We start from the raw sequence: 25567 nt of genomic DNA, 5'->3' as shown, positions 1-25567 counted from the left end.
GGCCATGGAGCCTCTAAGCGACGACTCCATCATGCGCGAGATGGCGCATATGAGCCAGGTGATCGCGCGCCGATCGCGCCAGGCGGGCGGCGCGACAGGGGCCTCGTTCGTGCTGGCGGTGCTGGCGAGCCATGAGGAGGCGATGGCCGAGGGGTTCGCACCGCGTCCGCTGTCGCAGGTGGAGCTGGCGGACATCGTGGGCATCCGCCCGCAGTCGCTCGGGGCGCTGCTGGCCCGGCTGGAAGCCGACGGCTGCATCGAGCGCGCCGCCGGCGAGCAGGACCGCCGTGCCCGGCGGGTCGCGCTCACCGATCACGGCCGCGATCAGGCGCAGGAAGCTCGCGACCACCAGCGCGCGTTCGCGCGCGAGACGCTGGCGGTGCTTGACGATGCGGAAAAGCGGCAGCTGGCAGCCATCGTGCTGAAGCTCAACGCCGCACTCGGCTAACACCGCTCCTTCCGGGCTGCGCGCCGGGCGCCAAACGCCGCGCGCCGAGCGGGAAGGCTCGGCGCGCGAGGGAAAAGCTGCTGACGACGCCCCGGCGGCCTCTATGCCCGCGCGCCGGCCGTATCGGAGTCGGGGGCGTTCAGCGGGTCGATGGGCGGGATATCCCAGTTGTCGCCGGGGAGATGCGGCTCCATGGCGTCCTCGTCGCCGGCAGCCTTCAGGCGCTCGAAGTAATCCTTCGTCTCCTTAACCACCACGCCCGACAGCGCGATGAGCGCGATCATGTTCGGCAGCGCCATCAGGCCGTTGAAGATATCGGCGATGGTCCACACGGCGGCCACGGTCATGTAGGGGCCGATGAACACGCAGAAGATGTAAAGCCAGCGGTACACCTTCACGGCCTTCATGTTGCCGTTGCTGAAATACTCCAGGCAACGCTCGCCATAGTAGTCCCAACCGAGGATCGTGGTGAACCCGAACAGCACCAGGCATGCCATGAGCACGAACGACACCACCTCGGGCGGCAGGAACGGCAGGCCCGCCTGGAACGCGGCCGTGGTCACGGCGGCGCCCTCGAGGCCGGGGATCTGGTACGCGCCGGTCATGACCAGCGCCAGGCCGGTCATGGAGCACACCACGATGGTATCCAGGAACGTGCCGGTCATGGATACGAGGCCCTGGCGCACCGGCTCCTTCGTCTGCGCGGCCGCAGCGGCGATGGGCGCGGAACCAAGGCCCGCCTCGTTCGAGAAGATGCCGCGCGCAATGCCCTTCTGCATGGCCACGATGATGGCGCCCAGCATGCCACCGGCCGCAGCCTGCAGGCCGAACGCGCTCTGGAAGATGACGGCGAACGCACCGGGCACCTTGTCCAGGTTCGTGAAGATGAGCACGAGCGAGAAGCCCACGTACAGCACCACCATGGCGGGGATCACGCGCTCGGACACCTTGGCGATGCGCTTCAGGCCGCCGATGACCACGAGGCCTACCAGCAGGGCCAGCAGCAGCGAGCCGATGACGGTGAAGATGGAGTAGTCCATGCCCAGAATGCTCACGGTGGCGTTCTTCTCGGGGTCGAAGAAGCCGGTGATAGCGCTGGAAATAGAGTTGACCTGCGTGAACGTGCCGATGCCGAACAGGCCCACGCACATGCCGAAGAACGCGAACACCTTCGCCAGCCAGCGCCACCTCATGCCCATGCCGCGCTCGATGTAGTAGAACGGGCCGCCCAGAACGTGCCCCGTCTTCTTGTCGACGCGACGGTACTTCACGGCCAGCAGGCCCTCGGAGAACTTCGTGGCCATGCCGAACAAGGCGGCCAGCCACATCCAGAACAGCGCGCCCGGGCCTCCGGCGACGATGGCCGTGGCCACGCCGACTATGTTGCCCGTGCCGATGGTAGCCGACAGGGCCGTGCACAGCGCGCCGAAACTCGACACCTCGCCGGCGCCGCCCTTCTCGTTCTTCACCATGTAGCGCAGGGCGCGCGGCAGCTGCCGGAACTGCACGGCGCGCAACCGTACCGTCAGCAGGATGCCGCCGAACAGGATGAGCACCATGAGCGGCACCCCCCAGATGAAGTCGTCGATAGCGACGAGCCCATCGTTGATAACGCTGAAAAAGCCTTCCACCAGTTTCCTCCTCGATACAAGCATGTACGTGCAATTTCGGCGAACCCCGTCCATGGACGCGGCACTCTGGAGGATATATGCGGGAAAAAGGGAAGGCGCGTGCGCGCAACAAGCTGCAGCTTTGCTCTGTCCTTTTGCCTGAGAGTTTCGGCGATGCGGCCTTCGGCCATCCGCCTTGCCCCTTCGGCACCCGACGATCGGGATTCTCCAGAGGCCCCTCCTCGTCCAGTCTCGTGCGATCCAGGACGTATCAACGGGGTGATGCTATGAAATTGTGCCGGCATATTGTAGCAGGGAACGTATGCGCGGGCAACGGCCCTTTTTCCGAACGGCAACATGCGGAAAACTGCGTAGGTCCGTAAACGTAATTCAATGCCGCCAACGCCTAAGGTGTACCGGTGAAGCCCTATTCGTTTCGAGGAGGTCTCTGTGTCCGCACCGTTCCGTTTAACTGCCGCCCCTTCCTCCCGCCATCTTGCTCGTGCACGGCGACTTGCAGGAATCGTTGCCTTGTTCGCCTTTTTTCTCCTGGCGCTTCGCCTTCCGGCGTTCGCCGCCGAAGGAGACGAGGGCGGTGGAGCCGGCGTCGATGCAGATCCGGCGCCGCGTGCCTCCGACTTGTCGAACAATGTGTCGCTTGACAGCATAAAGCTGCAGCAGCGACTGGGCGACGGAACATGGCGCGACGTTCCCGCCGGCACGCATCTGACGAGCGGTTCCTACGTGCGCATCTATTTGAACTGGAGCATTGCCGACATGTCGAACGCCGAGGCGGGCAGCACGTTCACCATTACCGTTGATGGCGACGACCACTTGCTCGCCAGCGATTTCGGGCCCGCCGATCTGGTCGATCCGGGAACCGGCACCGTTATCGGCTCGTACGTGGTAAGCGGCAACCGCGATGCCGACGGAGCGCTCATACCCGGCCAGGATATCTCCATCATCACCACGCTGTCCGCCGAAGGAGCTCAGTTCCCCTCGCTGGGCAACGGGTTCTTTTCGCTCGAAGGGTACGTGAGAGGCACGGGCGACGATATCGTGTTCACTGTGAACGGCGAGGCGCTTCCGTCCATCAGCATCGATCCGCCCACCACGGGCCCGCTGCCTGGCACGCCCCTGCTGAAGTACGGCTCCCAAGTAGCCGGCCAGAACCAGATCGTGTGGAACATGGGCGTGAACCTGGATCGGGTTACGGATGCCTACGCCGACTATGCGGCCGGCGGGTCGGCGCCCTCTGCACAGCAGCGCAAACTGCTGCTGTCCGACGAGCTCCAAGGCGGTCAGGCCATCACGGTCGACGACGTCGTCGTGTACGTGCCGGTGTTTGCAACGACCGATTCAGGCGAAGCCCAGACCGAACAGTACGGTGCCTATCCTATAACCGATCTGTTCTCAAAAGTGGAAAGCTCGGCTGCAAGCGGTATGAGCCAGGACGACTTCGCCGCCAAAGTGCGCGATGCCGCCTTGCCCACTATCGGCGTTTGGGAGGGGAGCGCAGTGTATATCGGGTTCGGCAACGTGCCCTCTGGAAATGGCACGAGCAGGCTCAATATAGCCAATACGTTCAATGGCCAGGGCGAGGCCCTCTTGGAGCAACTGATTGACAGCAAGGGCGTATCGCCTGCCCAAAAAGCTATCATCATGAAATACTTCGGGGTTGGGGGTCCTAACCAGGGCGATTTCACCTCGTTTATCGTCGAGTTGCGAGCCGATGCGTCCGAGACGGGCCGCTACGAGAACTCCGCCACGCTCACGTACGGCGACTCGTCGTCCGAGACGTCGACGGGCAGCGCTCACTTCACCGAGATTTCAGGCGGCGTGGAGGTGCGCGACGGAAAGGCCGTTCTGACGAAGGTCGATGCGGGCAATGCCGGCATCGCGCTTTCGGGCGCTGTGTTCAAGCTGGAGAAGATGCAGCCCGACAACTCATGGACGGTGGTTGCGGGTGCCGAGCGCCTGACCACGAACGCCAGCGGCCAGATCACGGTAACCGGGCTGCTTTTAGGGCGGTACCGCTTCGTGGAGGTAGAGCCGCCCGCCGGCTATATCATGGAATCGCAGCCGATAGAGTTTGCCATCGCGTCATCCATGCCGGACCATACCGCAACGGTTACGGCCGAGAACACGAAGAGCCCCGTGCTTGGCAAGGTGGTGCTCGCCAAGGTAGATGCGGACGACGAATCGGTGAGACTGCCGGGTGCGGTGTTCAAGTTGGAGGAACGCGCGGCCGACGGCACGTGGTCCGGCCTGACCGGGCACGAGGCGCTCACGACCGATGCGAACGGGTTGATCACGGTTGAGGACCTGGTTGTGGGCTCCTACCGCTTCGTGGAGACGGCGGCCCCTGCCGGCTACGTGCTGGACGATACTCCCCGCGAGTTCGCCATCGATGCCTCGGCGCCCGCGCCCATCGTGGTGAATCTCACGGCCGAGAACGCGAAAGAGCCGCCGCTCGGCAAGGCCGTGCTGACCAAGGTCGACGCCGACGACGAGTCCGTAAGGCTTTCTGGTGCCGTGTTCAAGCTGGAAGCCCAGCAGCCCGATGGCTCCTGGGAGACCGTGGCGGGTTCTGCAAGCCTCACCTCGGATGAAAATGGCCTGATCGAGGCGGCCGATCTCCCGATGGGCTCCTACCGTTTCGTCGAGGTGTCGGCACCGGAGGGCTATGAGCTGGAAACCGAGCCGATCGAGTTCGCGCTTGACGAGACCGTGCCCGATTACACGGCGGCCGTGACGGCTGTGAACAAGAAGACCCCGGTGTTGGGCGGCGCCGTGCTCACGAAAGTCGACGCCGACGATGAGTCCAAGGTGCTCTCAGGCGCGTCGTTCAAGCTGGAGCAGTTTTTAGCTGACGGCACGTGGCCTGTGGTGGACGGCTACGGGGAGCTGGTCACCGACGGCCAGGGCATCATCGAGGTGCGCGACCTGCCGGTAGGCTCCTACCGTTTCGTGGAGACGGCTGCCCCCGACGGCTACGTGCTCGATGGGACGCCGGTGGAGTTCTCCGTGGCAGTGGGGCAGCCGGCGCAGGTCGAGCTCGCCATGAAGAACGCTCCCGTGCCGCCCGATCCCGAGGAGCCGGTCGTGCCGAATGAGCCCGAGAAACCCTGCAACCCGTCGGCGGGCGGCGCGAAGCCGGTTTCCCTCGCAGGCACGGGCGATGGCGCGTCGGTGGCGCTCGTCGCAGGTGCGGCCGTGGTATCGCTGGCGGCGGCGGTGGGCGGTGCCAGCATGCTGGCGCTTCGCCGTAGGCGGCGGTAGGGCAATCCTCCTCGATCGGCCGGCTTGTAGGCGGCGGGCGTCTCCGAAGGGGGCGCCCGCCGGTATGCTGGCGGTGGGGCGGTCTCTCATTCCCCGGAAATGGCCTCCGCATTCTGCCTAAGGGCGGCCAGCACGGCCACGAACGTGTCGATGTCCTGCTGGTCGATGCCCTCTATCAGCCGGTTCGCCGTGATGGCGGTAAGGGGCAGCACGGTGCGGATGAGCTCGTGGGCCTTGTCGGTGGTGCTCACCACATGCGAGCGACGGTCGGTCTTGTGCTTGTTGCGCACCACGAGCCCCTTGCGCTCGAGCGTGTCCAGGTACCGCGTGATGGTTGCCTGCTCTTTGTGCGTGATGGTGGCCAGCTCTTTCTGTGACAGCTCGCCCGCCTGATCGAGCTGGTTGATGAGGTTCCACTGGCCAGGGGTGATATCGTAGGGCTTAAGCGTGACCTCGAGCGATTTAGTGATGTGCTTCTGCGCGTCGTACACCAGATAACCTATGAGACGGTTGTGCTTGCTCTCCATGTTGAACCCTTCCGATATGCGCAGGGCGGCTTTTGCGTTGTCGCGTGCGGTGGGGCGCATCGCGCCGGGCGACGGGAAGGCGACCATGCAAGGGAAGTGGCAGGATCGTTCGGTCGCGGCGTTTCGCATTCTCTCGCCTACAAGAAACCATAAGCGGCTGGGCCCCGTCAAGAACGCGGAAGATTATCGGTCGAATCTCCTCTTTCATTGCCGTGCGAATCGGTTGCTCTACGCACGCTTGTAGCAGTTCAGGACTATTCTTTGCAAATACCTGTTGCGCTAATAGTTGTGGTTAATATAATTAGCATTGCAAGTAATTTGCCAAGGATGGGAGGGCGCGTGGGGACGCGCCGGGTGAACGAGGGACCGTGCGCATTGGAGTGGTGCACGCGCTCGATTCGCCAAGGGGAGCGGCCAGCGTTGTGCATGAACCGTCGCCAGTCCCAGCGGGATCTGCCCGCGGCCTTCCTCCTGAAGCAGATCTTGGCCACGAGAGGCAAAAGGAGGAGGAGAGATGTCACTTAAGATGAGCCGCCGCGGCTTCGTGAAGGCAACCGCCGCCGCGACCGCATCGACGCTGCTGCTGGGTTCGCAGGCTGCCACGGCCTTTGCGGACGATGCAGCGGGCGCCGCAGGGGCGACCGCATCCGACGACGTGAAGAAGATCCCCAGTGCGTGCCGCCAATGTTACGGCCGCTGCGCGCTGTTCGGTCACGTCAAGGACGGCCGCGTGGTGAAGATCGAGGGCAACCCCGATCTGTTCAGCGAGGGAACGCTGTGCTCGCGCGCGTTTGCCATTCCGCAGGAGCTGTACAACCCGCTGCGCGTGCGCTACCCGCAGAAGCGCGTGGGCGAGAAGGGCTCCGGCCAGTGGAAGCGCATCACGTGGGAGGAAGCCTACCAGGAGGCCGCCGACCGCTTCACCAAGATAGGCGAGGAGCACGGCTGGCACACCATCGCGCACCAGTACGGCACAGGTCGCGACATGCTGCAGTTCCAGGCCATCAACAAGCTATGGCTGGAGCTGGGCTCCACGGCCACGTTCGGCGTGGGCAACCTGTGCTGGGTGGGCTCGTACTTCACCAGCCAGCGCCTGTACGGCGACGAGACGCAGTACACCGGTTGGGACGGCAACAATACGAACTGCATCCTTATCTGGTGCCGCCAGGAGCGCAGCCGCGGCTACTACGACTGGCTCACCGTCAAGCGCGCCCAGGAGCGCGGCGCCAAGGTTATCTGCGTGGATCCGCGCTACACCTGCACGGCCAGCAAGGCAGACCTGTGGCTGCCCATCCGCCCCGGTTCCGACATGGCGCTGGTGTTGGCGTTCATCAACGAGATCATTCACTCGGACAAGTGCGCCGAAGACTTCGCGCGCTTCTACACCAACGCCCCGTTCTTCATCGACGAGGAGGGCACCGGGTACCAGCTGCGCGAGTCAATGATCAAAGAAGGCGGCAACGAGGAGCTGTACCCCGCTTGGGACGAGGCGCACGACCAGCTGATCTTCTGGTCCGGTGACTGGCAGAACAAGCAGGGCGTGGGCGGCCCGAAGGCCTTCCAGTGGCTCGACGCCGAGGGCAACATCGTGGCGGACGCGAAGCCGGCGCTTTCCGGTAGCCGCGAGATCAACGGCAAGACGTACCGCACTTCCTGGGATATCCTGGTCGAGCACGTCACGCCGTGGACCGTGGAGCGCGCTGCCGAGTTCTGCGAACTGCCCGAAGACAAGATTCGCGAGGCTATCGATATCTACATCGAGGCCAGTCCCTCGGCGTGCTTCTGCCGCGGCCAGAAGGTGGAGTTCTCCATCAACACATCGGGCATCTCGCAGGCGTTCACCATCATGATGGCGCTCGCCGGCAACTTCGACTCGAAGGGCGGCCAGAACATCGGCCGCGAGCCCGCCACCGGCTACGACTCGTTCATGTTCGACGTCGTGCCGAACAAGGAAGGCCGGATGGGCAAGCGCCGTTTGGAAACGGCGAAGAACATCAAGAAGCTCTCCGTGTGCCAGAACACCGGTTACCAGCAGATTCTCGTTGCCGACGATGCCACGGGCGAGCTGCGCGAAACCACGCAGAACTCTGGCGGTCAGGTCATTTACGGCCAGCAGGGCGGATTCGGCGCGGCCACCACGAAGGCCATGGCAAAGGGCGATCCGTTCCAGATCCACGGTTATTGGCAGCAGACGTCCGAGCCCATCCTCTCCATCGAGGGCGGCCACGAGATCGTGGAGGGCTTCAAGAACCTGGACTTCTTCGTGAACGTGGACATCTACATGACCCCCTCGGGCGAGCTCGCCGACATCATCCTGCCGGCCGCGCACCCCAACGAGGTGGACCGCGTGGAGTGGGCTCACTCGGGCCACGGCTATCCCACCAGCCACACCTACCTCATCCGCCAGCCGTTCCATGAGCCGCTGGGCGAGAGCAAAGACGACATGGACATCTGCTTCGAGTTCGCGAAGTACATGGACGTGGACATGTATTGGAAGGACAAGTACGAGTTCTTCGATTACATGGTGAAGGGCCCCGAAACGCTGCCTCCGCAGTTGAGCTGTGCAAGCTTCGAGGAATTCCGCGAGCGCATCAGCGTGACCGGCGTCGAGATGGCCACCGTAAAGGGCGCGCCGAAGTACGAGACGGGCTTCATGCGCAAGACGAGCGACTTCCGCCCCGGCTTCAACACCATGTACCGTGGCAACAAGATGGGGACGGTGTACCGCTTCCCCGGCACGAAGACGCCGGATGGCAAGGTAATTCCTGCGCACCCGCAGTCGGACAACGGCAAGATGGAAATGTGGTCCGAAGACCTGCTGCTGTACGGCAACGGCCCGCTGCCGCTGTACATTGAGCCGCCCATCACGCCGCTGGCCCGCCCCGACATGTTGGAAGACTTCCCGTACACGCTTATCACGGGAGGGCGCTCCCATGCGTTCTTCCACACCGAGTACCGCAACAGCCCGTGGATGCGCGAGGTGCACATGTTCCCAACCGTGGACATCAACCCCGCCACTGCTGCCGAGCACGGCATCAAACAGGACGACTGGGTGGTCATCGAGACGTACGTGGACAAGATTCGCCAGCGTGCGAACCTCACCGAGGCCATCAAGCCGGGCATGATCCACGTGGAGCACGACTGGTGGTTCCCCGAGCGCGAGGCCACGGACGACCTGCACGGCGCTTTCGACTCGAACTGCAACGTGCTGTTCGAGAACAACGGCCCCTACGACCCGGCGGTCGGCACCGACAACTACGGCGGCCTCTGCAGGATCTACAAGGCCGAGGAGGGCGCGCCGGCAAACATCTGCATGAACGAGGAAGACCTGAAGATATTCCTGCCCATGAGCGCCGAGGCCCTGGCTTCCGACAGCCAGGAGAACGGCGTGGCGCAGGTGACGGTGAAGGGAGGTGCGAAGTAGCATGACCCGCAACATTATCTCAATCGATCTGGACAGCTGCATAGGGTGCCATTCCTGCGCGGTGGTCTGCAAGCAAGAAAACGGCGTGGGCCTGGGCACCTATTACAACAAGGTGCTCACCGTAGGTCCCTCGGGAACCTACCCCGACCTGGAGATGTACTACCTGCCCGTGGCGTGCCAGCACTGCGACAACCCCGAGTGCGTGAGCGTGTGCCCCACCGGCGCCAGCTACAAGCGCGAGGACGGCGTGGTCCTGGTGGACCACAGCAAGTGCATCGGGTGCCAGTACTGCGTCATGGCCTGCCCTTACGGCGTGCGCGCCTACGACGAGGGCCGCGACAAGGGCGTTATCGAGAAGTGCACCATGTGCGCCCACCTCATCGACAAGGGCGAGCAGCCGGCGTGCGTGCGCCACTGCCCCGGCCAGGCGCGCCTGTTCGGCGACTTGGACGATCCCGAGTCCGCGCCTTCGAAGATGAGGGCGTCCAAGAAGACGCACAAGCTCACCGATGTGGGGAACCATCCGGGAGTGGACTACGGCTTGGACAAGTTCACTTGGAAAGGCGGTGAGTAGCCATGGCGATCCAGTGGCCTCTGCTGATCTTCAGCGTGCTCTTGGGCATTACCGGCGGCATCTTCGTGTTCTTGGGCGCAGGCGAGCTCAAGGGCAAGTTCAAGGAAGTCCGCTTCATAGGCGCGCTCATCGCGCTGGCGTGCCTGGCGGTGGGCGGCTGTGTGTCGGTGCTGCACATGGGGCACCCGGAGCGCGCGACGCACCTGCTGGGCAACTTCGGCTCCGGCTTGTCCAAGGAGCTGCTGGTGGTGGCGCTCATGGGCATCGTGTCTTTGGTGTACGTCGTCTTGGCGAAGAAGGACTACCCCGGCGCCAGCAAGGTGTTCGGCATCCTGGGCGCGGTTCTGGGTCTGGTGCTGCCGGTGGTGGCCGGCGCCTCGTACCTGATCGCAGCCCGTCCTGCCTGGGACAGCGCGGCGCTGCCGCTCATGTACCTGGGTGCCGGCCTGGCCATGGGCGCGCTTTTGATGTGCGGTCTGGTATTGCTTCGCGGTAACGCCAAGGAAGACGGCGGGTTTGCCCTGCGCATTGCGTTGGCGGCCGTTGTCATCATGGCAGTGACGTCGGTGGCCTACGTGGTATGGATCGCCATCGCGCCGTACCAGGCACCGTCGCGTTCCATCGAGCGTTTGTTGGCGGGCGACCTGGCGGTCATGTTCTGGCTGGGCGTGGTGCTGGTGGGGCTCGCGGCCCCTGTGGCGCTCACTGCTTTGGCCTGCGTAAAGTCCACGAAGGGCGATGCGGGCTCCGGCTTGGCTGACCCGAAGAAGCTGGCTGCCTTTATGTTCGCGGCGTTTGCCTGCTCGGTGGTGGGCGCGGTGTGCTTGCGCGTCATCATGTACGGTGTGGGCACGAGCGTGGAGTCGTTCATCTACTAGCGATGCCTCGAGGCGGGCGATGCCGGTACGTGGCATCGCCCGCTCCCGCAAAGGTGCGGGCAAACCATGCGGCGAGCGCACCGCCGGTCACAGAGCCGTGACGGACAAGGCGCGCTCGCCGCATGGCTTGCGCACGAGGGAAGGCGTCCGCAGCGAGCGGGCGTCTTCGCAAGACGGAGAAGAAGGGGAAGCACCATGGAGAATGCCTTGCCGACCGAGCTGATCGAGAACTTAACCGACTTTTGCGAAAACCGCGGGCGGGTGTATACGCTGCTTTCGCGCTGCTATGAGAAAGAGATAGATGCTGCGTTCGCTGCCGATTTCGCGGGACATGCAGCCCTCGAGTCTGACGACGCGGCGTTAGCAGACGGCTTTGCCGCCTTGCAGGCTTGCCTGGCCGATCTTGACGAGGCGGCGCTCGAGCAGTTGGCCGTGGTGTTCAACCGCGTGTTCTTCGGCATGGGGCCGCGCACCGCACAGAAGGCGTTTCCTTACGAGTCGGTGTACACCAGCCCGGACGGGCTCATGATGCAGGAAGCGTATGCCCAAGTAAGGACGCTCTATCATGCAGCGCGATTCGCGAAGGACCCCGCCTTCCCGGAGCCGGAAGACCATCTGGCGGTTGAGCTGGCATTCATGGCACGCTTGTGCGAACAGGCCGCCGGTGCACTGCGGGCGGGCGAGGGCCAGGCGGCGGAGGACTTGCTGGGCGGCCAGCTGGCATTTTTGCGCGATCACCTGTTGCGGTGGATAGAGCCGTTCGCGGCTGACGCCTGCGCATCGGCAGAAACCGGCTTCTATGCCCATCTGGCCACCTTCACCGAAACCTACCTTAAAGCCGACGAGAGCGCGCTGGACGAGGTTGTGGGGTAGCCTCGCGCGCAAGAGCGTTTTCTTAAGCGGGCTTCCGATGCTTCTTTGTCGGCGTTGGACAGGTGAGAGGGGTTGATGGGTGTGGATACTATTTCCCGGCGCGGGTTTCTCGCCGCCGGTGCGGTCGGGGCGATAACCATAGGGGCAGGGGGGTTCGGCGCGGCGACCAAGCAGGCCGACGCTGCCTTCGTGCGCCCGCCTGGCGTGGAGTCCAACGCGCGGTTGGCGGCGGCGTGCAACCGCTGCCAGCGCTGCCTGCAGGCATGCCCGTACGGCATCATCACGCCGGTGCCGCTCTCTGGCGGCTTCGTGGCCTACGGGACGCCAACGTTGGCGTTCGAGCAGGCACACTGCGACTTTTGCATGAAGTGCGTCGAGGCGTGCCCCACCGGCGCGCTGGCGTTCGGCGGTGCGCGCGAGCGCGACCTGGGTGTGGCGGTAGTGGTAAAGGATGCCTGCGTGGCCTGGGACTGGTCCGGCTGCACCGTGTGCAAGGACGAGTGCCCGGTGGAGGGCGCCATCTCGCTAGACGACCATGATCGGCCGGTAGTGCACGCCGATCTTTGCGACGGCTGCGGGAAGTGCGAGACGTCATGCCCGTCTTCGTCGCTGCGTGCCTACAACCCCAGCATCGCAAACAAGGGAATCGTGGTGGTCTCACGCGAGAGCGAGGCTGCGCACGCATCGGGCGCGGTGGCCGACGCGGAGCTTACCTCCTTGCGCACGACTGCCGCAGCCGAAGCATTGCCCCCGCATTCGCGAGGCATGCACCCCGATGGTCCGGACGGTTCCTTGAGGCCAGCTTCAGGAGAGGGGAAGGGGGCCACCCATGAAAACGCGTAGCAAGGCTCTCCGCATAGTCGTTGCCACTGCCTTGCTGGTTGCGGCGGTTGGAGCGGCGCATGTTGGCGGGGGCGCGGCAATCGGAACGCTGTGCGTGCTGTGTCCGGTAGGCTTCGTCCAGATAGCTGCCGCATCGGGCAGCATCCCGTGGCAGTTGCTGCCGGGTGTCCTTGCAGTGCTGCTCATCGTGTTTTTGGTGGGACGGGCGTTTTGCGCCTGGGCGTGCCCCTCCCAGCTGCTCAAGAACGTCTTCGGCGGCCATGTGCCGCGCGGTCTGCGCGGGCGCAGGGGCGAAGACCGCGCCCCGGCCCCCTCGCAAGCATCTGAAGAGGCCGGGAAGGCGGCTGGCTGCTCTGCATGCGCCGGGGCAGGGCCCGGCATCAAAACGCAAGGTGCGGTGTTGGCCGTTCTGCTGCTGGTGTCGTTTGTCGTCAAGTTCCCGGTTTTCTGCCTGCTGTGCCCTATCGGGCTTGTGTTCGGCACCTTGTGGGCCTTGAACCGCGTGTTCGTGCTGTTGCAGCCGGGTTGGGAGCTTGTCGTGTTCCCGCTCATGTTGCTGGCGGAGCTGTTCTTGTTCAAGCGCTGGTGCTCGGCCATCTGTCCTTTGGGCTTCTTCTTCGGCCTGGTGGGCAAGCTGCGCGCCAGGCTCGGTTTCGGCGTGCGGCCGCAGGCAAGCTGCGCCACCTGCGTTTCAAGCGAGGGATGCCGCACGTGCTCGACCGTGTGCCCGGAGAACATCGACGTGGCCCATTCCTCGACAGAGACGCTCGAGTCATGCACGTTCTGCCTCGACTGCGTGGAGAACTGCCCCACGAAGTCCATCTCCCTCGCGCTCGGCACGCGGAAGCCGGACGCTCCCGTTTCGAACCCTGTCCGAGCCGACGAGCCTGCTTCAGCCCACGAGCCTGCCTCCGTCGGCGAGATAACCTCCGTCGCTTCGGGCCCTCTCGAAGATTGCGACGACGACCTCGCCGTTCGCTAGCCTGACCGCGCCAAGGGAGTGTTTCACGTGAAACGCTCCCTTACTAATAAGGTCATGGACGAAAGAACAGGTTGTGGTAAATGTATGCCAAGGCTATCATTTATTGCCGCAAATGGAAATAATATTGATCTGGCACGATGTACTTCGCCTTTCAAGTTCCCGCGCCCAGTTCTTTGAAACGTCCGGCCAGATCGGCCATGGCCTCCAATCTCGTCCCAGCTTCCACCGTGCAGCGAAACCCGCTCTATGAAAACTGCCGCATCGCAGCGGTCTTGGGCTCTCCATCGCCCGAGCCCTTGTCGAGCGCGCGGGCGGTGGTGTTGCTGTCGAAGCTAACGAGCCGCAGGGAACGCGCGTTGCGGTAACGCTGCCGAAGCCGCGGAGGCGCTGTCATCGTCCGTTGCTGCCTCGACGCTTTCATTTGCGACTGCACGGGTATCGAAGAAAAAACGACGCCGCTCAAGGCGGCGTCGCGAGAAATCGATGGTGCCCCCGGCGCGATTCGAACGCGCGGCACCCGCTTTAGGAGAGCGGTGCTCTGTCCCCTGAGCTACGGAGGCGCGGCAGCTATTGTAGCATTCCCGACAGCGCTTATCCTAGAGAAATGGCCGAGCCCGCTGGCAGGCGTCGAGCCGTTCTCCTGTCGGCGGTGCTAGAAACGCAGGGCGCAGGTGAACTTCGACCAGGAGAGCGGGTCGGTATCGCGCACGAGCAGGCCCCGGTCGGGCGCATGGACGTAGTGGGTGCCACCGTAGCTGACGGCGATGCCCACGTGGCCGTAGCGCCAGAGCACGTCGCCGGGGCGGGCTTCGGAGACCGGAACGCGTTGACGGGCTGCGTTGTACTGAGACTCGCTCTGATGCGGAACGTACATGCCGATCTGGCGATACGCCCACGTCACCAGGCCGGAGCAGTCGAACGAGTTCGGACCCTCCGCGCCCCATTCGTAGGGGCAGCCGATACGGCTCATGGCGTAATCGACCACGGAACCCTGCGACGGGATGTCCACGCCGTTGCCGCCGCCTCCGCTCGGCGGGTTGCCGCCGCCGGTACCCCCGCCTCCGCCACCGCCCGTATTGCCGTTGTTCGCGGCCTCTCGCGCTGCCTCGACTTCCATCTCGGCCTGCTTCTGCGCGGCGGCCGCCTCGGCGGCGGCGCGTTGCTCTTCCTCGAGCAGGACGCGCGCCTCGGCATCGAGCGAGTTCATGAGCGCATCGGCCTGGGCGATCTTCGCCTCGACCTCTTCCTTGATGGCCTTCGCCTCGGCTGCTTTGTCGGCGGCAATCTTCTCCTGCTTGGCGTACTCGGCCTTCGAGGCCTCCACGCTCTCGCGCAGCTCCTTGGTCTCGGCGACCATCTGGGAGTCGTTCTCGTTCAAGCCGTTCAGGATATCCCAGTTCTGGGTGAACTCGGCGAACGAGGTGGCACCCATGAGGAAGTCCAGGAACGTGGCGGAGCCCGAGCGGTACATGCTGCGGGCGCGGGTGCCCAGGTGATCCTGCAGGTCGGCGATCTGGGCCGTGGCCTCGTCGATCTTGACCTGCTCGGCCTCCATGGCCGTGCGTGCGGCGTTCTGCTCGTCCAGCGCGCCGTAGTAGCGCTCGGCGGCGGCCTCCAGGTCGGCGTTCAGACCGACCAGCTGGTTGCGGACGGCGTCGGCCTCTGCCTGCTTCTCGGCGGCGGTCACGGCGAACGCGGCCTGGGGGAAGGCGAGGGACGCGGCGGCGAGGGCGGTTGCTCCGCCGACGAACGTGCGCCGCGAAAGGGCGGGTGAGGGCTCTTGCATGCGGTACCTCCTTGATGGGCCTGGAGCATGTCCGAGCGAATGTACCCTCTATCTTACCACGCAACCCATGCATGACGAAAATACCCGTCAATTATCCAGATACGAGGGAGGGTTTGCGGGAAGGCGAGGTAGCGAGGGGAAGGGCGGCGCGGTGCGAGCGGAGAGGCGAAAAGGGCGAGGTGTACCCGCTGTTCCCGGCCAGCTGCACGGCAGTCATGCGAGACGGGCGGGCTGGGCTCGGCGGCAGGTGCGGCTGGCTCCTTAACGGCGCCGCTCGTCGGTGCGATCGTCTATGGCGGCGTCGGCCATGGCGGAGGCCCAGAGCATCTGGGGGTTCATGACATGCGGAGAGGCGTCGGCGAGCGAGGGGAGGCTCCCGCGCGTCCAGTCGAGCGCGGCGCGCCGGGCGGCCGCTTCCGACTCGTAGCGCTGCGGTTCGGACAGCCCCAGTCGCTTGGCGAACAGGAGGGCGGGGAAGGAGCGCTGCGCGTTCGTGGCGATGGTGGCCACGTTGTTGTAGATCTGCTGCTCGTGGGCGAGGGCTTCCATGGCCGCATCGAGCTGCGCGCTGGCCTTGCGGCTGGCAGGGCTTGCCACGAAGTCTGGTTCGACTTCGGTCGCCGCGTAGACGCGCTCGATGGCCTGTACGAGCCGGTCGTCTGCTGCTGCGGCCGCATGCGGGTCCTCCGCAGAGGCGGAGGCGCGCGAGGCCGCGGCAACGTCGTCCAGGGCGCGGTGTACGACCGAGGGACTGCTGGCTACGCGCTGCGCGGCAGCCTCGTCCTGAGAGACGGCGGCGACGAACGCCGGCACCGCCTCCATGCCGCGGCGACGCAATCCGTCCAAGCGGTTCCAGGCAGCCTGCACGTCTCGCTGCTGCGCCTTCAAGTTGGCTACGACGAGCCCGCAGAGCGCGGCGACAAGGCCCACGAGGACGATGGCAATGAGGGAGAGGTTCATCCTGGCGGTCCTTTCACACGTGTGATCCGCCCATTGTAGGGCTAGCTCGCATGCAGGACGAGGAGGGGCCTTGCTCGTTGGCGGCTTGACGGCGAAGCGTTGTCGTCAAACAGGCGCGATACAGGCGCGAGACAGGGGAATGAGACGGAAAGAAAGGAGGACCGCCCGAGGCGATCCTCCTAGAGATCCGAGCGTGAAGCCCCGAACGTGCGCGCACGGCACGAAAAGTGGCGGCTAGTTCGTCGGGTTAGGCGTCGGCGTCGGGTCGGGCGTCGACTGCTTGGCGAACACCACGGTGACGGCGATGCTGTTCTTCACGTTGCTGACGGTGAAGCTGCCGCCGCTTGGCGACACGCTGTAGCTGTTGCCGTTCGTGTCGGTGACGGAGGACACCGTGTAGCCACTGTTAGGCGTTACCTGGAAGGTGATGCTACCGCCCTCGTCCACCTCCATGGACGATGGCGACACGTAGCCGCCCTCGCCCGAGACCGAGGCGGATACCGTGAACTTAGTGGGCTTCGCCTTGCCGTTGCTCACCACGATGTTCACCGTGCCGCCCTCTTTGCCCTTTTCGCCGGCGGAGGGGCTTTGGCTGATGACCAGGCCCTCGGCCACGGTGTCGCTGTTGGCGTAGTCGGTCGTCACGGAGAAGCCCGCATCGTTCAGCGTTGCGACCGCGGCGCCCTCGCGCTGGCCCACCACGTTGGGCACCTCAACGCCCTCGGAGCCGAGCGACACGATGTACTCCACGGTCGAGTTCTTCTCAACCTTGGTGCCGCTTTCAGGATTGGTGCTAATGACCAGGCCCTTTTCAACTGTGTCGGAATAGGCTGGCGTTCCCGCGCTCGGCACGAGCCCCTTGTCCTTGATCGCCTGCTTCGCCTTTTCCGCGTCGAGGCCCTTCACGTCGGGCACGGTGATCTGAGCCACGCCCTGCGATACGGTGACGTTGACCTTCGAGCCCTTCTCGCGCTTGTCGCCGGCCTTCGGGTCCTGGCCGACGATCTGCCCGGCCGGAACCTTGTCGTCGTACTTCTGGTCGGTGGTGCCCAGCTCGAAGCCGGCCTCCTTCAAGATGGCCGTGGCCTCCTCGACGGTCTTGCCCGTCACGTCGGGCACGGGGTCGCCCGTGGCGAAGCCGCCCATGAGGGCGAATGCCGCAAGGCCCACGATGGCCAGCGCGGCAACGATGCCCACCACGATGCCGATGGTCTTCTTGTTGTTCTTCTTCTTGCCGTCGTCGGAACGGTAGTTCTTCGTGCCGCCGGGGGTTCCCGCGGGCTTCGTGCCGCCCGCGCCCATGCCGGCGGGCATGACGGCGGTGCCGTCTGCCATGCCCATGGGAGGAACGACGCCGCCCATGACGGCCGTCTCGGCGCTGGTGAAGCCGCCGCCCACGTTCACAGGGCGCCCGGCCAGGTAGTCGTTCAGCGCGTAGCGCATGTCCTGCGCGGTGGCGAAGCGCTCGGCGGGGTTCTTCGCCATGGCGCGCATGATGATGGCCTCGAGCGCGGGGTCGATATCGGGGTTGATCTCCCGCGGCGGGGCCGGCAGGTCGTTCACCTGCTTCATGGCCACGCTCACGGCATCGGGGCCGTCGAAGGGCAGCTTGCCCGTGGCGGCCTCGTACAGCACGATGCCGAGCGAGTAGATGTCGCTGGCGGCGGTGAGCTCCTTGCCCTGCGCCTGTTCCGGCGAGATATAGTGCGCCGTGCCCAGCACGGACGACGTCTGCGTCATGACCGAGTTCTTGGCGCGCGCGATGCCGAAGTCCATGACCTTCACGTTGCCGTCCGGCTGCACCATGATGTTCTGCGGCTTGATGTCGCGGTGGATGATGTCCAGGTTGTGCGCCACCGACAGGGCCTGGCACACCTGCGAGCCGATCTCGGCCACCTTGCGCTGGTTAATGGCGCCGCGCTCGTTGATGGCCGTCTTCAGGTCGCTGCCGCGCACGAACTCCATGACGATGTAGTACGTGCCGTCGTCCTGGCCCCAGTCGTACACGTTCACGATGTAGGGGCTCTGCAGGTTGGCCGCAGCGGCGGCCTCCTGCTTGAAGCGCTTGGTGAAGTTGGGATCGGCGGCGTACTGGGGCAGCATGACCTTCACCGCAACCAGGCGTCCGAGCACGTTGTCCTGCGCGCGGTACACCTCGGCCATGCCGCCGATACCGATGCGCTCGGTTATCTGGTAGCGGTTGTTGAACACCCTGCCTGTCATGTTTCCGGTCACGTTTCTGCTCCTTTAGGTCACATGCTCAGTGGCGGTACTGCGTGTCGATGTTGATACGATTGCCACCAGCATACCTTATTTACAAAAGCCCTTGCACCTGCAGGGCCGTTCTCAACACATTCTGCGCCCGCTCGGTGCCCATGCCCTCGTCGGCAAGCTCAAGGTTGATGGCCACCACGACGCGCGGGTTGTCGGCGGGCGCCATTCCCACGAACCAGCTGTCGTTGCCGTTCTCCTTCTCGGCCGTGCCGGTCTTGCCGGCCACCTCCACGCCGGGGAGGGCGGCGGCCGTGCCCGTGCCGTCCGTGACGACGCCCTTGAGCACGTCCTTCACGCGGTTGGCCGTCTCCTTGCTCACGGCCTGCAGGAACTTGTTCGGCGTGGCGGTGAAGCTGCGCTCGCCGTTGGCGTTGTAGACGCCCTCTACCAGGTAGGGGTTCATGATGGCGCCGTCGTTGGCTATGGCGCAGCCCACGAGGGCCATCTCCAGAACGGTGGCCTGGGGCCCGGCGGGGCTGGGGTGGTTCTGGGGGTTCACCGGCTCGCCGGCGGCCGACCAAGCCAGCTCCCACTTCGTCATCTCGTCGGGCTCGGCCATGAGCGAGGTGGCGGTGTTCAGCGTGAAGTCGATCTTGCGGTTGAAGCCGAACTTGTCGGCGCCGTCCACGAGCTTCTCCGCGCCCATTTCCACGCCCAGCTGGCCGAACACGGTGTTGCTGGACAGTTCGGTGGCGCGGGCGAGCGTGATGTCGCCGTAGGAGTTCTTGTTGAAGTTCGTGACGGGCGCGTTGCCGATGTCCATGGTGCCCGGCGACGAGAACACGGTGTCCTCGCTGGCAACGCCGTCCTCGAGCGCCGTTGCGAGCGTGACGATCTTGAACGTGGAGCCGGGGGCGTAGAGCGTCTGTATCGCGCGGTTCAGCAGCGTGCTCTCGCCGTCGGGGTTGGCGTTGGCCTTCTCTATCTCGGCGGCGAAGTCGGCCGCGTCGTAGGTGGGCGACGACGCCATGCCCAGCACGGCTCCCGTCTCGGGGTCCATGACCACGCACGCGCCGGCGTAGCCCGAGAGCGCGTCTTGGGCCGCCTGCTGTATCTTCGAGTTCAGCGTGAGCGTGACGTCGTTGCCCACGCCGCCGATGCCGGCCAGCGAGTTCAGCACGTCGGTCCAGCTGGCGTAGTTCTGCTGGCCCTTCAGCGTGTCGTTCTCGGCGGCCTCGATGCCGGACGTGCCGAACTGGGTGGACGCGTAGCCCACCACGTGGGTGGCCAGGTTGCCGGCCGGGTAGACGCGCTCGTAGGTGCCGTCCTCCTGCTGCACGCTCTGCGCGAGGATCACGCCGTCGTAGGTGGAGATGGTGCCGCGCTCGGTGCGCGATTCCTTCGCCAGCGTGTGGTTGTTGCCGGGCATGTTCTGGTAGTAGTTCGCCTGCACCACCATGATGAGCGTGAGGTTGGCAACGAGAAGCGCGAAAAGGGTGGAAAGGATGATCATGGCGTGCGTGAGCCGCTTGCCCAGCGACACGCGCCCGAGCACGCTGTTCGCATGCAGCGAGCTGGTGGCGCTGGCCACCTCGGAGCCTACGCCCGTGCCCTCGTCGCCGCAGCGCATGAGGAAACCCACCGCTATGAAGCTGGCCAGGAGCGACGAGCCGCCTTGGCTGATGAAGGGGAGCGTGAGGCCCGTGAGCGGGATGAGCCGCGTCACGCCGCCCACGATGATGAACGCCTGGAGCACGATCATGGTGGTGAGGCCCACGGCCACGAAAGAGCTGACGTCGCTCTTCGCGCGCGCCGCCGTCACGAAGCCGCGGATGGCCAGGCACAGGAACAGCAGCAGCACGCCCGCCGCGCCCAAAAGCCCGATCTCCTCGGCGATGGCGGCGAAGATGTAGTCGCTCTCCACGACGGGGATCTGCTCGGCCAGGCCGCGCCCGACGCCCACGCCGAACAGGTCGCCATCGGCGATGGAGTAGATGCCCTGCACCAGCTGGTAGCCGGTGTTCTGGGCGTCCGCGAACGGGTCCAGCCAGTTGTCCACGCGCACCTGCACGTGACCGAAGGCCAGGTAGGCTCCCACGCCGCCGATGGCAATGAGGCCCAAGCCCACCACCAGGTAGAACTTCTTGCCCGTGGCCACGTACAACATGACCAGGAACAGGAAGAAGAACACGAGCGCGCTGCCCAGGTCCTTCTCGAACACGACGATGACCAACGCCACCAGCCACATGAGCAGCAGTGGCAGCAACGTACGGATGTCCGGCAGGTTAAAGGGACCCACGCGCCACGTGAACACGGAGAGCATCTCTCGGTTCTGCGCGAGGTAACCGGCCAGGAACAGCACGATGGCGATCTTCGCGATCTCGCCCGGCTGGAACGAGAACTTGCCGATGCCCAGCCAAATGCGGCTTCCGTAGATCTCCTGGCCGAGTCCCGGCACCAACGGCGAGAGCAGCAGCAGGAAGCCCACGATCATGAGCGTATACTTGTAGTTGGCCACCTTGTCGAGGTTGCGCACGAGCGCCATGACCAGCACCATGAACGCTACGCCCAGGAACAGCCACATGACCTGGTTCATTGCTAGGTTGGGTGCCAGGCGTTCCACGAAGCATATGCCGATGCCCGACAGCGCGAACACGATGGGCAGGATGGCCGGGTCGGCCTTGGGCGCGAACTTGCGCGTGGCCAGGTGCGCGATGATGAACGCCACGAAGATGCCGATAGGCACCCCCAGCGTGGTGGCGTTGAGGGCGAGCCCCTGGTTCACGGCCAGCATGGCGAACAGCAGCACCACGATGGGCGCCGCCACGCACAGCAGGACGAGCTCGATGTTGCGGCGCGTCATGCGGCACCGCCTTGCGAGTTGGCAGGCTCCGGCGGGTCCGCGTCGTGCGTGCCGCCGGTGCTGCCGGCTGCGTCGGTTGCGGGAGCGCCGGCATCCGCCGCATCGTCCCCGGTTGGCTTGCTCTTGGCGTCGATGTCCTCTTGGTACTCCTTGACCAGCGACTCGGCGGCCTCCACGCTGTCGACGCGCCAGCCTTCCTTCAGCCGTTCCTGGAACCCGGGCTGCAGATCGCTCACTGACACGTCGGTGGTCTTCACCAGCTCGGAGTAGCCGAGGCCGAACACGTTGCCCGGCACGCCGCGGTAGATGGCCACCTTGCCATTGTCGTTTGCGAGGTAGGCGGCGTTGTGCAGGTACTCGTTCGTGCCCCAGGCCGTGCCGCCCACGATGGCGGCGAACAGCACGAGCACGAGCGCGATGGAGAGCTTCGTCTTGCGCGCCATCTTCTTGCGGCGCACCTCGGCGAAGCCGGTGACGTCCGCCACGATGACGGTGACGTTGTCGTGGCCGCCGTTGGCGATAGCCTCGTTCACCAGCTGCGATGCGCAGCGCTGTGGGTCGCGCACACGGGCGAGCGTCGATTCTATGTCGTTGTCGCACACCATGCCCGACAGGCCGTCGGAGCAGATGAGCAGGCGGTCGCCCGTCTCCACGTTGATCTCGTACAGATCGGGCTGCGTATGCGGGTCGCTCCCCAGCGCCCGCGTGATGACGGAGCGGTTCGGGTGCGTGCGCGCCTCCTCGGGCGTGAGCTGCCCCGCCTCTATCATGTCGGCCATCAGGCTGTGGTCGCGCGTGAGCTGTTGGAGCTTGCCCTGGTGCAGCAGGTAGGCACGCGAGTCGCCCACCTGGGCGATGATGAGCCGTTCGCCCTCCAGCATGGCAGCGGTCATGGTGGTGCCCATGCCCTCGCGGCCCCGCCCCTCGTGGGCAGCGACGATGATGGCGCGGTTCGCCTCCTCCACGGCGCGTCCCAGCGCCTCGGGGTCGGGATGCGCGGGCGCGCGCTCGGCCAGCACGTTCACGGCGATTTCCGAAGCCACCTCGCCGGCTGCGTGCCCGCCCATGCCGTCGGCGACGGCGAACAGGGGGGGTGCCACCACGAGGCTGTCCTCGTTGTGGTCGCGCAGGCAGCCGATGTCCGTGCGGCTCCCGAACGTGGTGGTGGCGCCCTTGCGCGTGTGTGGCGTGGACTTGTACGGGCGCTCGGCGGCCATCAGGCAAACCTCACGCGGATGGCCACGTCGCCCACGTTGACCACGTCGCCGTTCTTGAGCGCTACCGGTTCGCCGATGACCTGGCCGTTCACGGCAGTGCCGTTCGTCGATCCCAGGTCTTCCACGAACAGGTTCTGCCCCATGAGGGAGAAGCGCGCGTGGCGGCCGGACACGTAACCCGCGCCCACCACGATGTCGGCGCCGGGGCTGCGGCCCACGATGACGGGCCCGCGCACGACGATGGACACGCCGCGCAGCTCCTTCGGCCCGCGCTCTACCGACAGGTTCCAGGTGCGCTCCTTTTTACGTTGGCCGCGCACGAGGCCTATCCCCGTCTTCATGAGGGCGAACAGGAACAGGTAGAGCAGCGCGACGAACAGCAGGCGTCCGATCAGCAGTACGACGTCGATCACGAGTACACCCCTCGCTCTGTGCGGTTAACAACTTTCACGCATGCGCCTTTCGCGTTATTGGGCCTGGGTGAACACATAGTTCGTCATGCCGATGGTGATACGGTCGCCCTCGCGCAGCGGGTGCGTGGCGATCTCCGCGCCGTTGACGAGCGTGCCGTTCGTGGAGCCCAGGTCGGTGATGGTCCAGACGCCCTGGGGTTCGAAGCGCAGCTCGGCATGGGTGCGGCTGGCGTTGATGTCGTGGACGACGATGTCGTTCTTCGACTCGCGGCCCATGAGCAGGCGCGCCGAAGCCAGCGAGTAGGTGCGGTTGTTCGTGGTGTCGATGAGGCTGGCGCGCACGGCTGCCTGGTTCGGCACGGGGCTCGCCTGCGCCGCGCCGCCTGCGAACACCACCGTGTCGGCGGCGACGGGAGCGCCGGCGGGTACGGCTGCGCCGGGCTGGGCAGCGTAGGAGGCGGCGGCGCCTGCCATGCCAGCTGCGGCGGCCCCCATGGCGGCGCCGGCCGCACCGGAGACGGGCGCACCCTGCGAGCGGCCGTTCTGGCGGTAGTCGTCGAAATCCTGGCTGTCGAACGTGTACTCGCCGTAGTCGATGGAGTAGTCGATCTCGTCCTCGGGCACATAGGGCAGCGGCGGCTTGCCGTTCGGGTCGAAGTCGCCGTAGGCATCTTGTGCGCCGAACTCATCGAAACCGGCGTCGAGGTCCTGGTAAGGCTGGGGCTGCGGGTGGGCGGGCGCCGCTGCAGCGTTGGGGTAGCCTGCGGCATTCGGGGCGGGATATTCCGGCGCCGGCTGTGCGGCCGGGGCATAGCCCTGCTCGACCGCCCCGGGAAAGCCGGGGTAGGCGGCATCATCGTAGGCGTCAACTGCATAGGCGGGCGCCGGGGCGCCGTAGCCGCCGGCGGGGGATGCGGGGGCGGGCTGGCCGTAGCCGTAGGGCTGTGCGGGCGCGGCGCCGTAGCCGGGCGCGGGCGCTGGGGCGCCGTATCCGGCCGGGGCCTGACCGCCGCCGATGCCGTAGCGCTGCATCTCCTCGGCGCGCAGCTGGGCGATGATGGGCGCCGCCACCGGTTCGGCGATGACGTCGAACTTGCCGTGCTTCAGCCCGTCGTCCACGATGAAACGCACGAGCGGCTGGCCGTCCATGACCAGGCCCTCGTCCGCGGCCTTCGCCGCCAGATACGTCTCCGTCTCGCCGGCCAACGTGGGGTAGTAGCCGAACAGGCGCTGGTCGTCGTCGGGGTTCACCAGCACCGTGTAGAGTGTGGGGGCGTACTGCTTGCCGGCGCCCACCATCTTCTCGCGGCGCATCTGCTTCTCGGCCTTCTTGGCAATCTGCACGGGCGAGATGGGCGCGTTGGCCATGCGGTCGGCCGCGCCCTCGAACGTGTCCTCCATCTTGCCCTCGAACCTCGAAAGAAAGCCCATTGCGTCTCCTTTATAGCACGCGCCCGGCCCGGGAGGGCTGCCTCGCGGGGGCGGCGCCGAGCGTCGCATCGTGCGCGGGGCGGGCATTGTGTGCGCATCAACGGTTCGCGCCTGCGCGACCCTGGTTGCCGTGTGTCCCTGCATATGACTATGCAATGCTCCATCTTGCCATAAACCCGTTGCCTTCTCGGCATCCTTTACGCAATCGTCATTATTCTGAAGAGCAGGAATCTCTCCCGAATCTCTTTCCGGAATCTTCGATGGAGCCTCTCCTTGAACCTCTCCTGTCCGGGTTTTCGCCAAACTGCTTTGGCAGTGGCTTCCGACCGCGCCGCTTCGCCTTCCAGATCTTGAGATGCTCGCCAGGACTCGGTGTGCTCGCGCCGGGAGTTTCCTGAAAATCGTGTGCCACGCTACGAAGGGAGGGGCATGTCAAGTGCAGCGTACTGCGCAGGATGAGCGGCCGTCGCTACGTGTGGCGGCCAGTGGGTGTGCGAGCATGACCCGACCGCGCGGTGATCCGGCCGGGCCAAGCGCTTTACTTGGCTGCGTCGTCCTCTTCCAGAATGAGGCTCACGGCTTTCTGGATGGTTTCGCGGTCGTAGGGAACTCCCATGAAGCAGGAGTTGATGATGGCGCCTTCCATGAAAGCGCAGAGGATCTTCGCGTGCTGCTCGTCCATGAATGGCGCGCACCTTCGCAAAAACGACTCGAAGGCGCTCCTCGTGATGTCTTCGACGTCCGGATCCTCGATGGCCGCAGCATAGAGGGCGGCGTCGGCGTGCACCCGCTGCTGGTCCGAGAGATACTCGTTGATGAAGTCGGCAAGCGCCGTCGCGTTCTGGATTCCCTGCTCGGTGACGCGGAACGCCTCGTCGTACTCGTGCTCGATCCTGCGGGCGACCTCGGCTAAGCCCTCGCGGCGCAGCTCGTCGATGCTCTTGAAATACTGGGTGGTCGAGCCCAAGGGCACGCTGGCCTCTTCCGCCACCCGCCTGTTGGTGATTTTGCTGCTTCCCTCACGTGCTATGAGGTTGGCAGCGGCGTCGATGATGGCCTGCCGTCGACCGGCAGGGTCTCGCGGCGCGCGCTTCTTCGGCTTCTTCCCGGACCTCTCTGTCTTCGTCGTGTCTTCTTCCACGGGCAACCTCCTGTGCCGTCCGCTGTCTTACTGCTGTCTCCGTGATCCTATTCTAGTCGAAATTTTTCTTAATGTACACTTGAACATTAACTTTCCAGCTG

Annotated in this window: 19 protein-coding genes, 1 tRNA gene and 1 riboswitch; of the genes, 9 read left to right on the top strand and 11 right to left on the bottom strand. The window is 65.2% G+C overall.

The window, feature by feature from the left end; genetic code table 11:
* Positions 1-4 precede the first annotated feature (4 nt).
* On the top strand, positions 5-448 hold the full coding sequence (locus LB310_RS03210) for a MarR family transcriptional regulator (RefSeq protein WP_123673008.1): 444 nt from the start codon (positions 5-7) through the stop codon (positions 446-448).
* Between the two features lie 101 nt (positions 449-549).
* Here the strand turns inward: LB310_RS03210 and LB310_RS03205 are convergent, their stop codons facing one another.
* Positions 550-2103 carry a sodium:alanine symporter family protein gene (locus LB310_RS03205; protein WP_173011732.1) on the bottom strand — a complete coding sequence of 518 codons (1554 nt, stop codon included), beginning with the start codon at positions 2101-2103 and terminating at the stop codon, positions 550-552.
* A 92-nt stretch (positions 2104-2195) separates the two neighbouring features.
* Positions 2196-2300: riboswitch (glycine riboswitch) on the bottom strand.
* 289 nt (positions 2301-2589) lie between these two features.
* Between LB310_RS03205 and LB310_RS03200 the strand changes: the two genes are divergently transcribed.
* Entirely contained in the window at positions 2590-5340 is a 2751-nt protein-coding gene (locus tag LB310_RS03200; RefSeq protein ID WP_278804830.1) for a collagen binding domain-containing protein, read from the top strand.
* A gap of 86 nt (positions 5341-5426) precedes the next feature.
* Here LB310_RS03200 and LB310_RS03195 read toward each other — a convergent pair whose 3' ends face one another.
* Positions 5427-5867, bottom strand: coding sequence for a MarR family winged helix-turn-helix transcriptional regulator (locus LB310_RS03195; protein ID WP_087190769.1), 441 nt, complete (start codon positions 5865-5867; stop codon positions 5427-5429).
* Between the two features lie 514 nt (positions 5868-6381).
* On the opposite strand from LB310_RS03195, the gene LB310_RS03190 reads away from it, so the two are divergent.
* The 7 genes from LB310_RS03190 to LB310_RS15305 all read left to right on the top strand — a co-directional run bounded on the left by LB310_RS03190 (position 6382) and on the right by LB310_RS15305 (position 13967).
* Complete coding sequence (locus LB310_RS03190) at positions 6382-9291, top strand: molybdopterin-dependent oxidoreductase (RefSeq protein WP_278804832.1); 2910 nt, start codon at positions 6382-6384, stop codon at positions 9289-9291.
* Between the two features lies 1 nt (position 9292).
* On the top strand, positions 9293-9865 hold the full coding sequence (locus tag LB310_RS03185; RefSeq protein WP_087190730.1) for a 4Fe-4S dicluster domain-containing protein: 573 nt from the start codon (positions 9293-9295) through the stop codon (positions 9863-9865).
* A gap of 2 nt (positions 9866-9867) precedes the next feature.
* Positions 9868-10743, top strand: a complete 876-nt coding sequence (locus LB310_RS03180; RefSeq protein WP_087190731.1) for a DmsC/YnfH family molybdoenzyme membrane anchor subunit — start codon at positions 9868-9870, stop codon at positions 10741-10743.
* Positions 10744-10938: 195 nt separating this feature from the next.
* Positions 10939-11616 (top strand): molecular chaperone, encoded by a 678-nt coding sequence (locus LB310_RS03175; protein WP_301154465.1) that lies wholly within the window; start codon positions 10939-10941, stop codon positions 11614-11616.
* A gap of 75 nt (positions 11617-11691) precedes the next feature.
* Positions 11692-12459, top strand: a complete 768-nt coding sequence (locus LB310_RS03170) for a 4Fe-4S dicluster domain-containing protein (RefSeq protein ID WP_087190733.1) — start codon at positions 11692-11694, stop codon at positions 12457-12459.
* Positions 12446-13441 (top strand): 4Fe-4S binding protein, encoded by a 996-nt coding sequence (locus LB310_RS03165; protein ID WP_301154463.1) that lies wholly within the window; start codon positions 12446-12448, stop codon positions 13439-13441. The genes LB310_RS03170 and LB310_RS03165 overlap by 14 nt, the downstream gene beginning before the upstream one ends.
* A gap of 253 nt (positions 13442-13694) precedes the next feature.
* Positions 13695-13967 (top strand): ATP-binding protein, encoded by a 273-nt coding sequence (locus LB310_RS15305; protein WP_143412710.1) that lies wholly within the window; start codon positions 13695-13697, stop codon positions 13965-13967.
* On the opposite strand, the gene LB310_RS03160 is transcribed toward LB310_RS15305, so the two are convergent.
* The 9 genes from LB310_RS03160 to LB310_RS03120 form a co-directional block, all read right to left on the bottom strand.
* A tRNA-Arg gene (locus tag LB310_RS03160) sits at positions 13926-14001 on the bottom strand. The two genes, LB310_RS15305 and LB310_RS03160, sit on opposite strands and share 42 nt — an antisense overlap.
* Positions 14002-14093: 92 nt before the next feature.
* The gene (locus LB310_RS03155) at positions 14094-15227 is read right to left on the bottom strand and encodes a C40 family peptidase (RefSeq protein ID WP_301154461.1); all 1134 of its coding nucleotides are present in this window, start codon (positions 15225-15227) and stop codon (positions 14094-14096) included.
* Between the two features lie 261 nt (positions 15228-15488).
* Positions 15489-16187, bottom strand: a complete 699-nt coding sequence (locus LB310_RS03150; protein WP_087190736.1) for a LemA family protein — start codon at positions 16185-16187, stop codon at positions 15489-15491.
* Positions 16188-16421: 234 nt separating this feature from the next.
* Positions 16422-18410 (bottom strand): Stk1 family PASTA domain-containing Ser/Thr kinase, encoded by a 1989-nt coding sequence (pknB, locus tag LB310_RS03145; RefSeq protein ID WP_087190770.1) that lies wholly within the window; start codon positions 18408-18410, stop codon positions 16422-16424.
* Positions 18411-18501: 91 nt separating this feature from the next.
* A complete protein-coding gene (locus LB310_RS03140) occupies positions 18502-21264 on the bottom strand; it encodes an FtsW/RodA/SpoVE family cell cycle protein (RefSeq protein ID WP_157005770.1) in 2763 nt (920 codons plus the stop codon).
* Entirely contained in the window at positions 21261-22481 is a 1221-nt protein-coding gene (locus LB310_RS03135; protein WP_096227564.1) for a Stp1/IreP family PP2C-type Ser/Thr phosphatase, read from the bottom strand. Before LB310_RS03135 ends, LB310_RS03140 begins: the two co-directional genes overlap by 4 nt.
* On the bottom strand, positions 22481-22894 hold the full coding sequence (locus LB310_RS03130; protein ID WP_041239204.1) for an FHA domain-containing protein: 414 nt from the start codon (positions 22892-22894) through the stop codon (positions 22481-22483). Before LB310_RS03130 ends, LB310_RS03135 begins: the two co-directional genes overlap by 1 nt.
* A 54-nt stretch (positions 22895-22948) precedes the next feature.
* Positions 22949-24325: a DUF3662 and FHA domain-containing protein gene (locus tag LB310_RS03125; RefSeq protein WP_096227565.1), complete on the bottom strand. Its 1377-nt coding sequence runs from the start codon at positions 24323-24325 to the stop codon at positions 22949-22951.
* 538 nt (positions 24326-24863) lie between these two features.
* Complete coding sequence (locus LB310_RS03120; RefSeq protein ID WP_301154450.1) at positions 24864-25466, bottom strand: TetR/AcrR family transcriptional regulator; 603 nt, start codon at positions 25464-25466, stop codon at positions 24864-24866.
* Positions 25467-25567 lie beyond the last annotated feature (101 nt).

It is taken from the genome of Gordonibacter sp. RACS_AR49 (assembly GCF_030418435.1).
GTDB lineage: Bacteria > Actinomycetota > Coriobacteriia > Coriobacteriales > Eggerthellaceae > Gordonibacter > Gordonibacter urolithinfaciens.
Note: the sequence above shows the minus strand (reverse complement) of the source record. Positions and strands in the feature narration are given on the sequence as shown.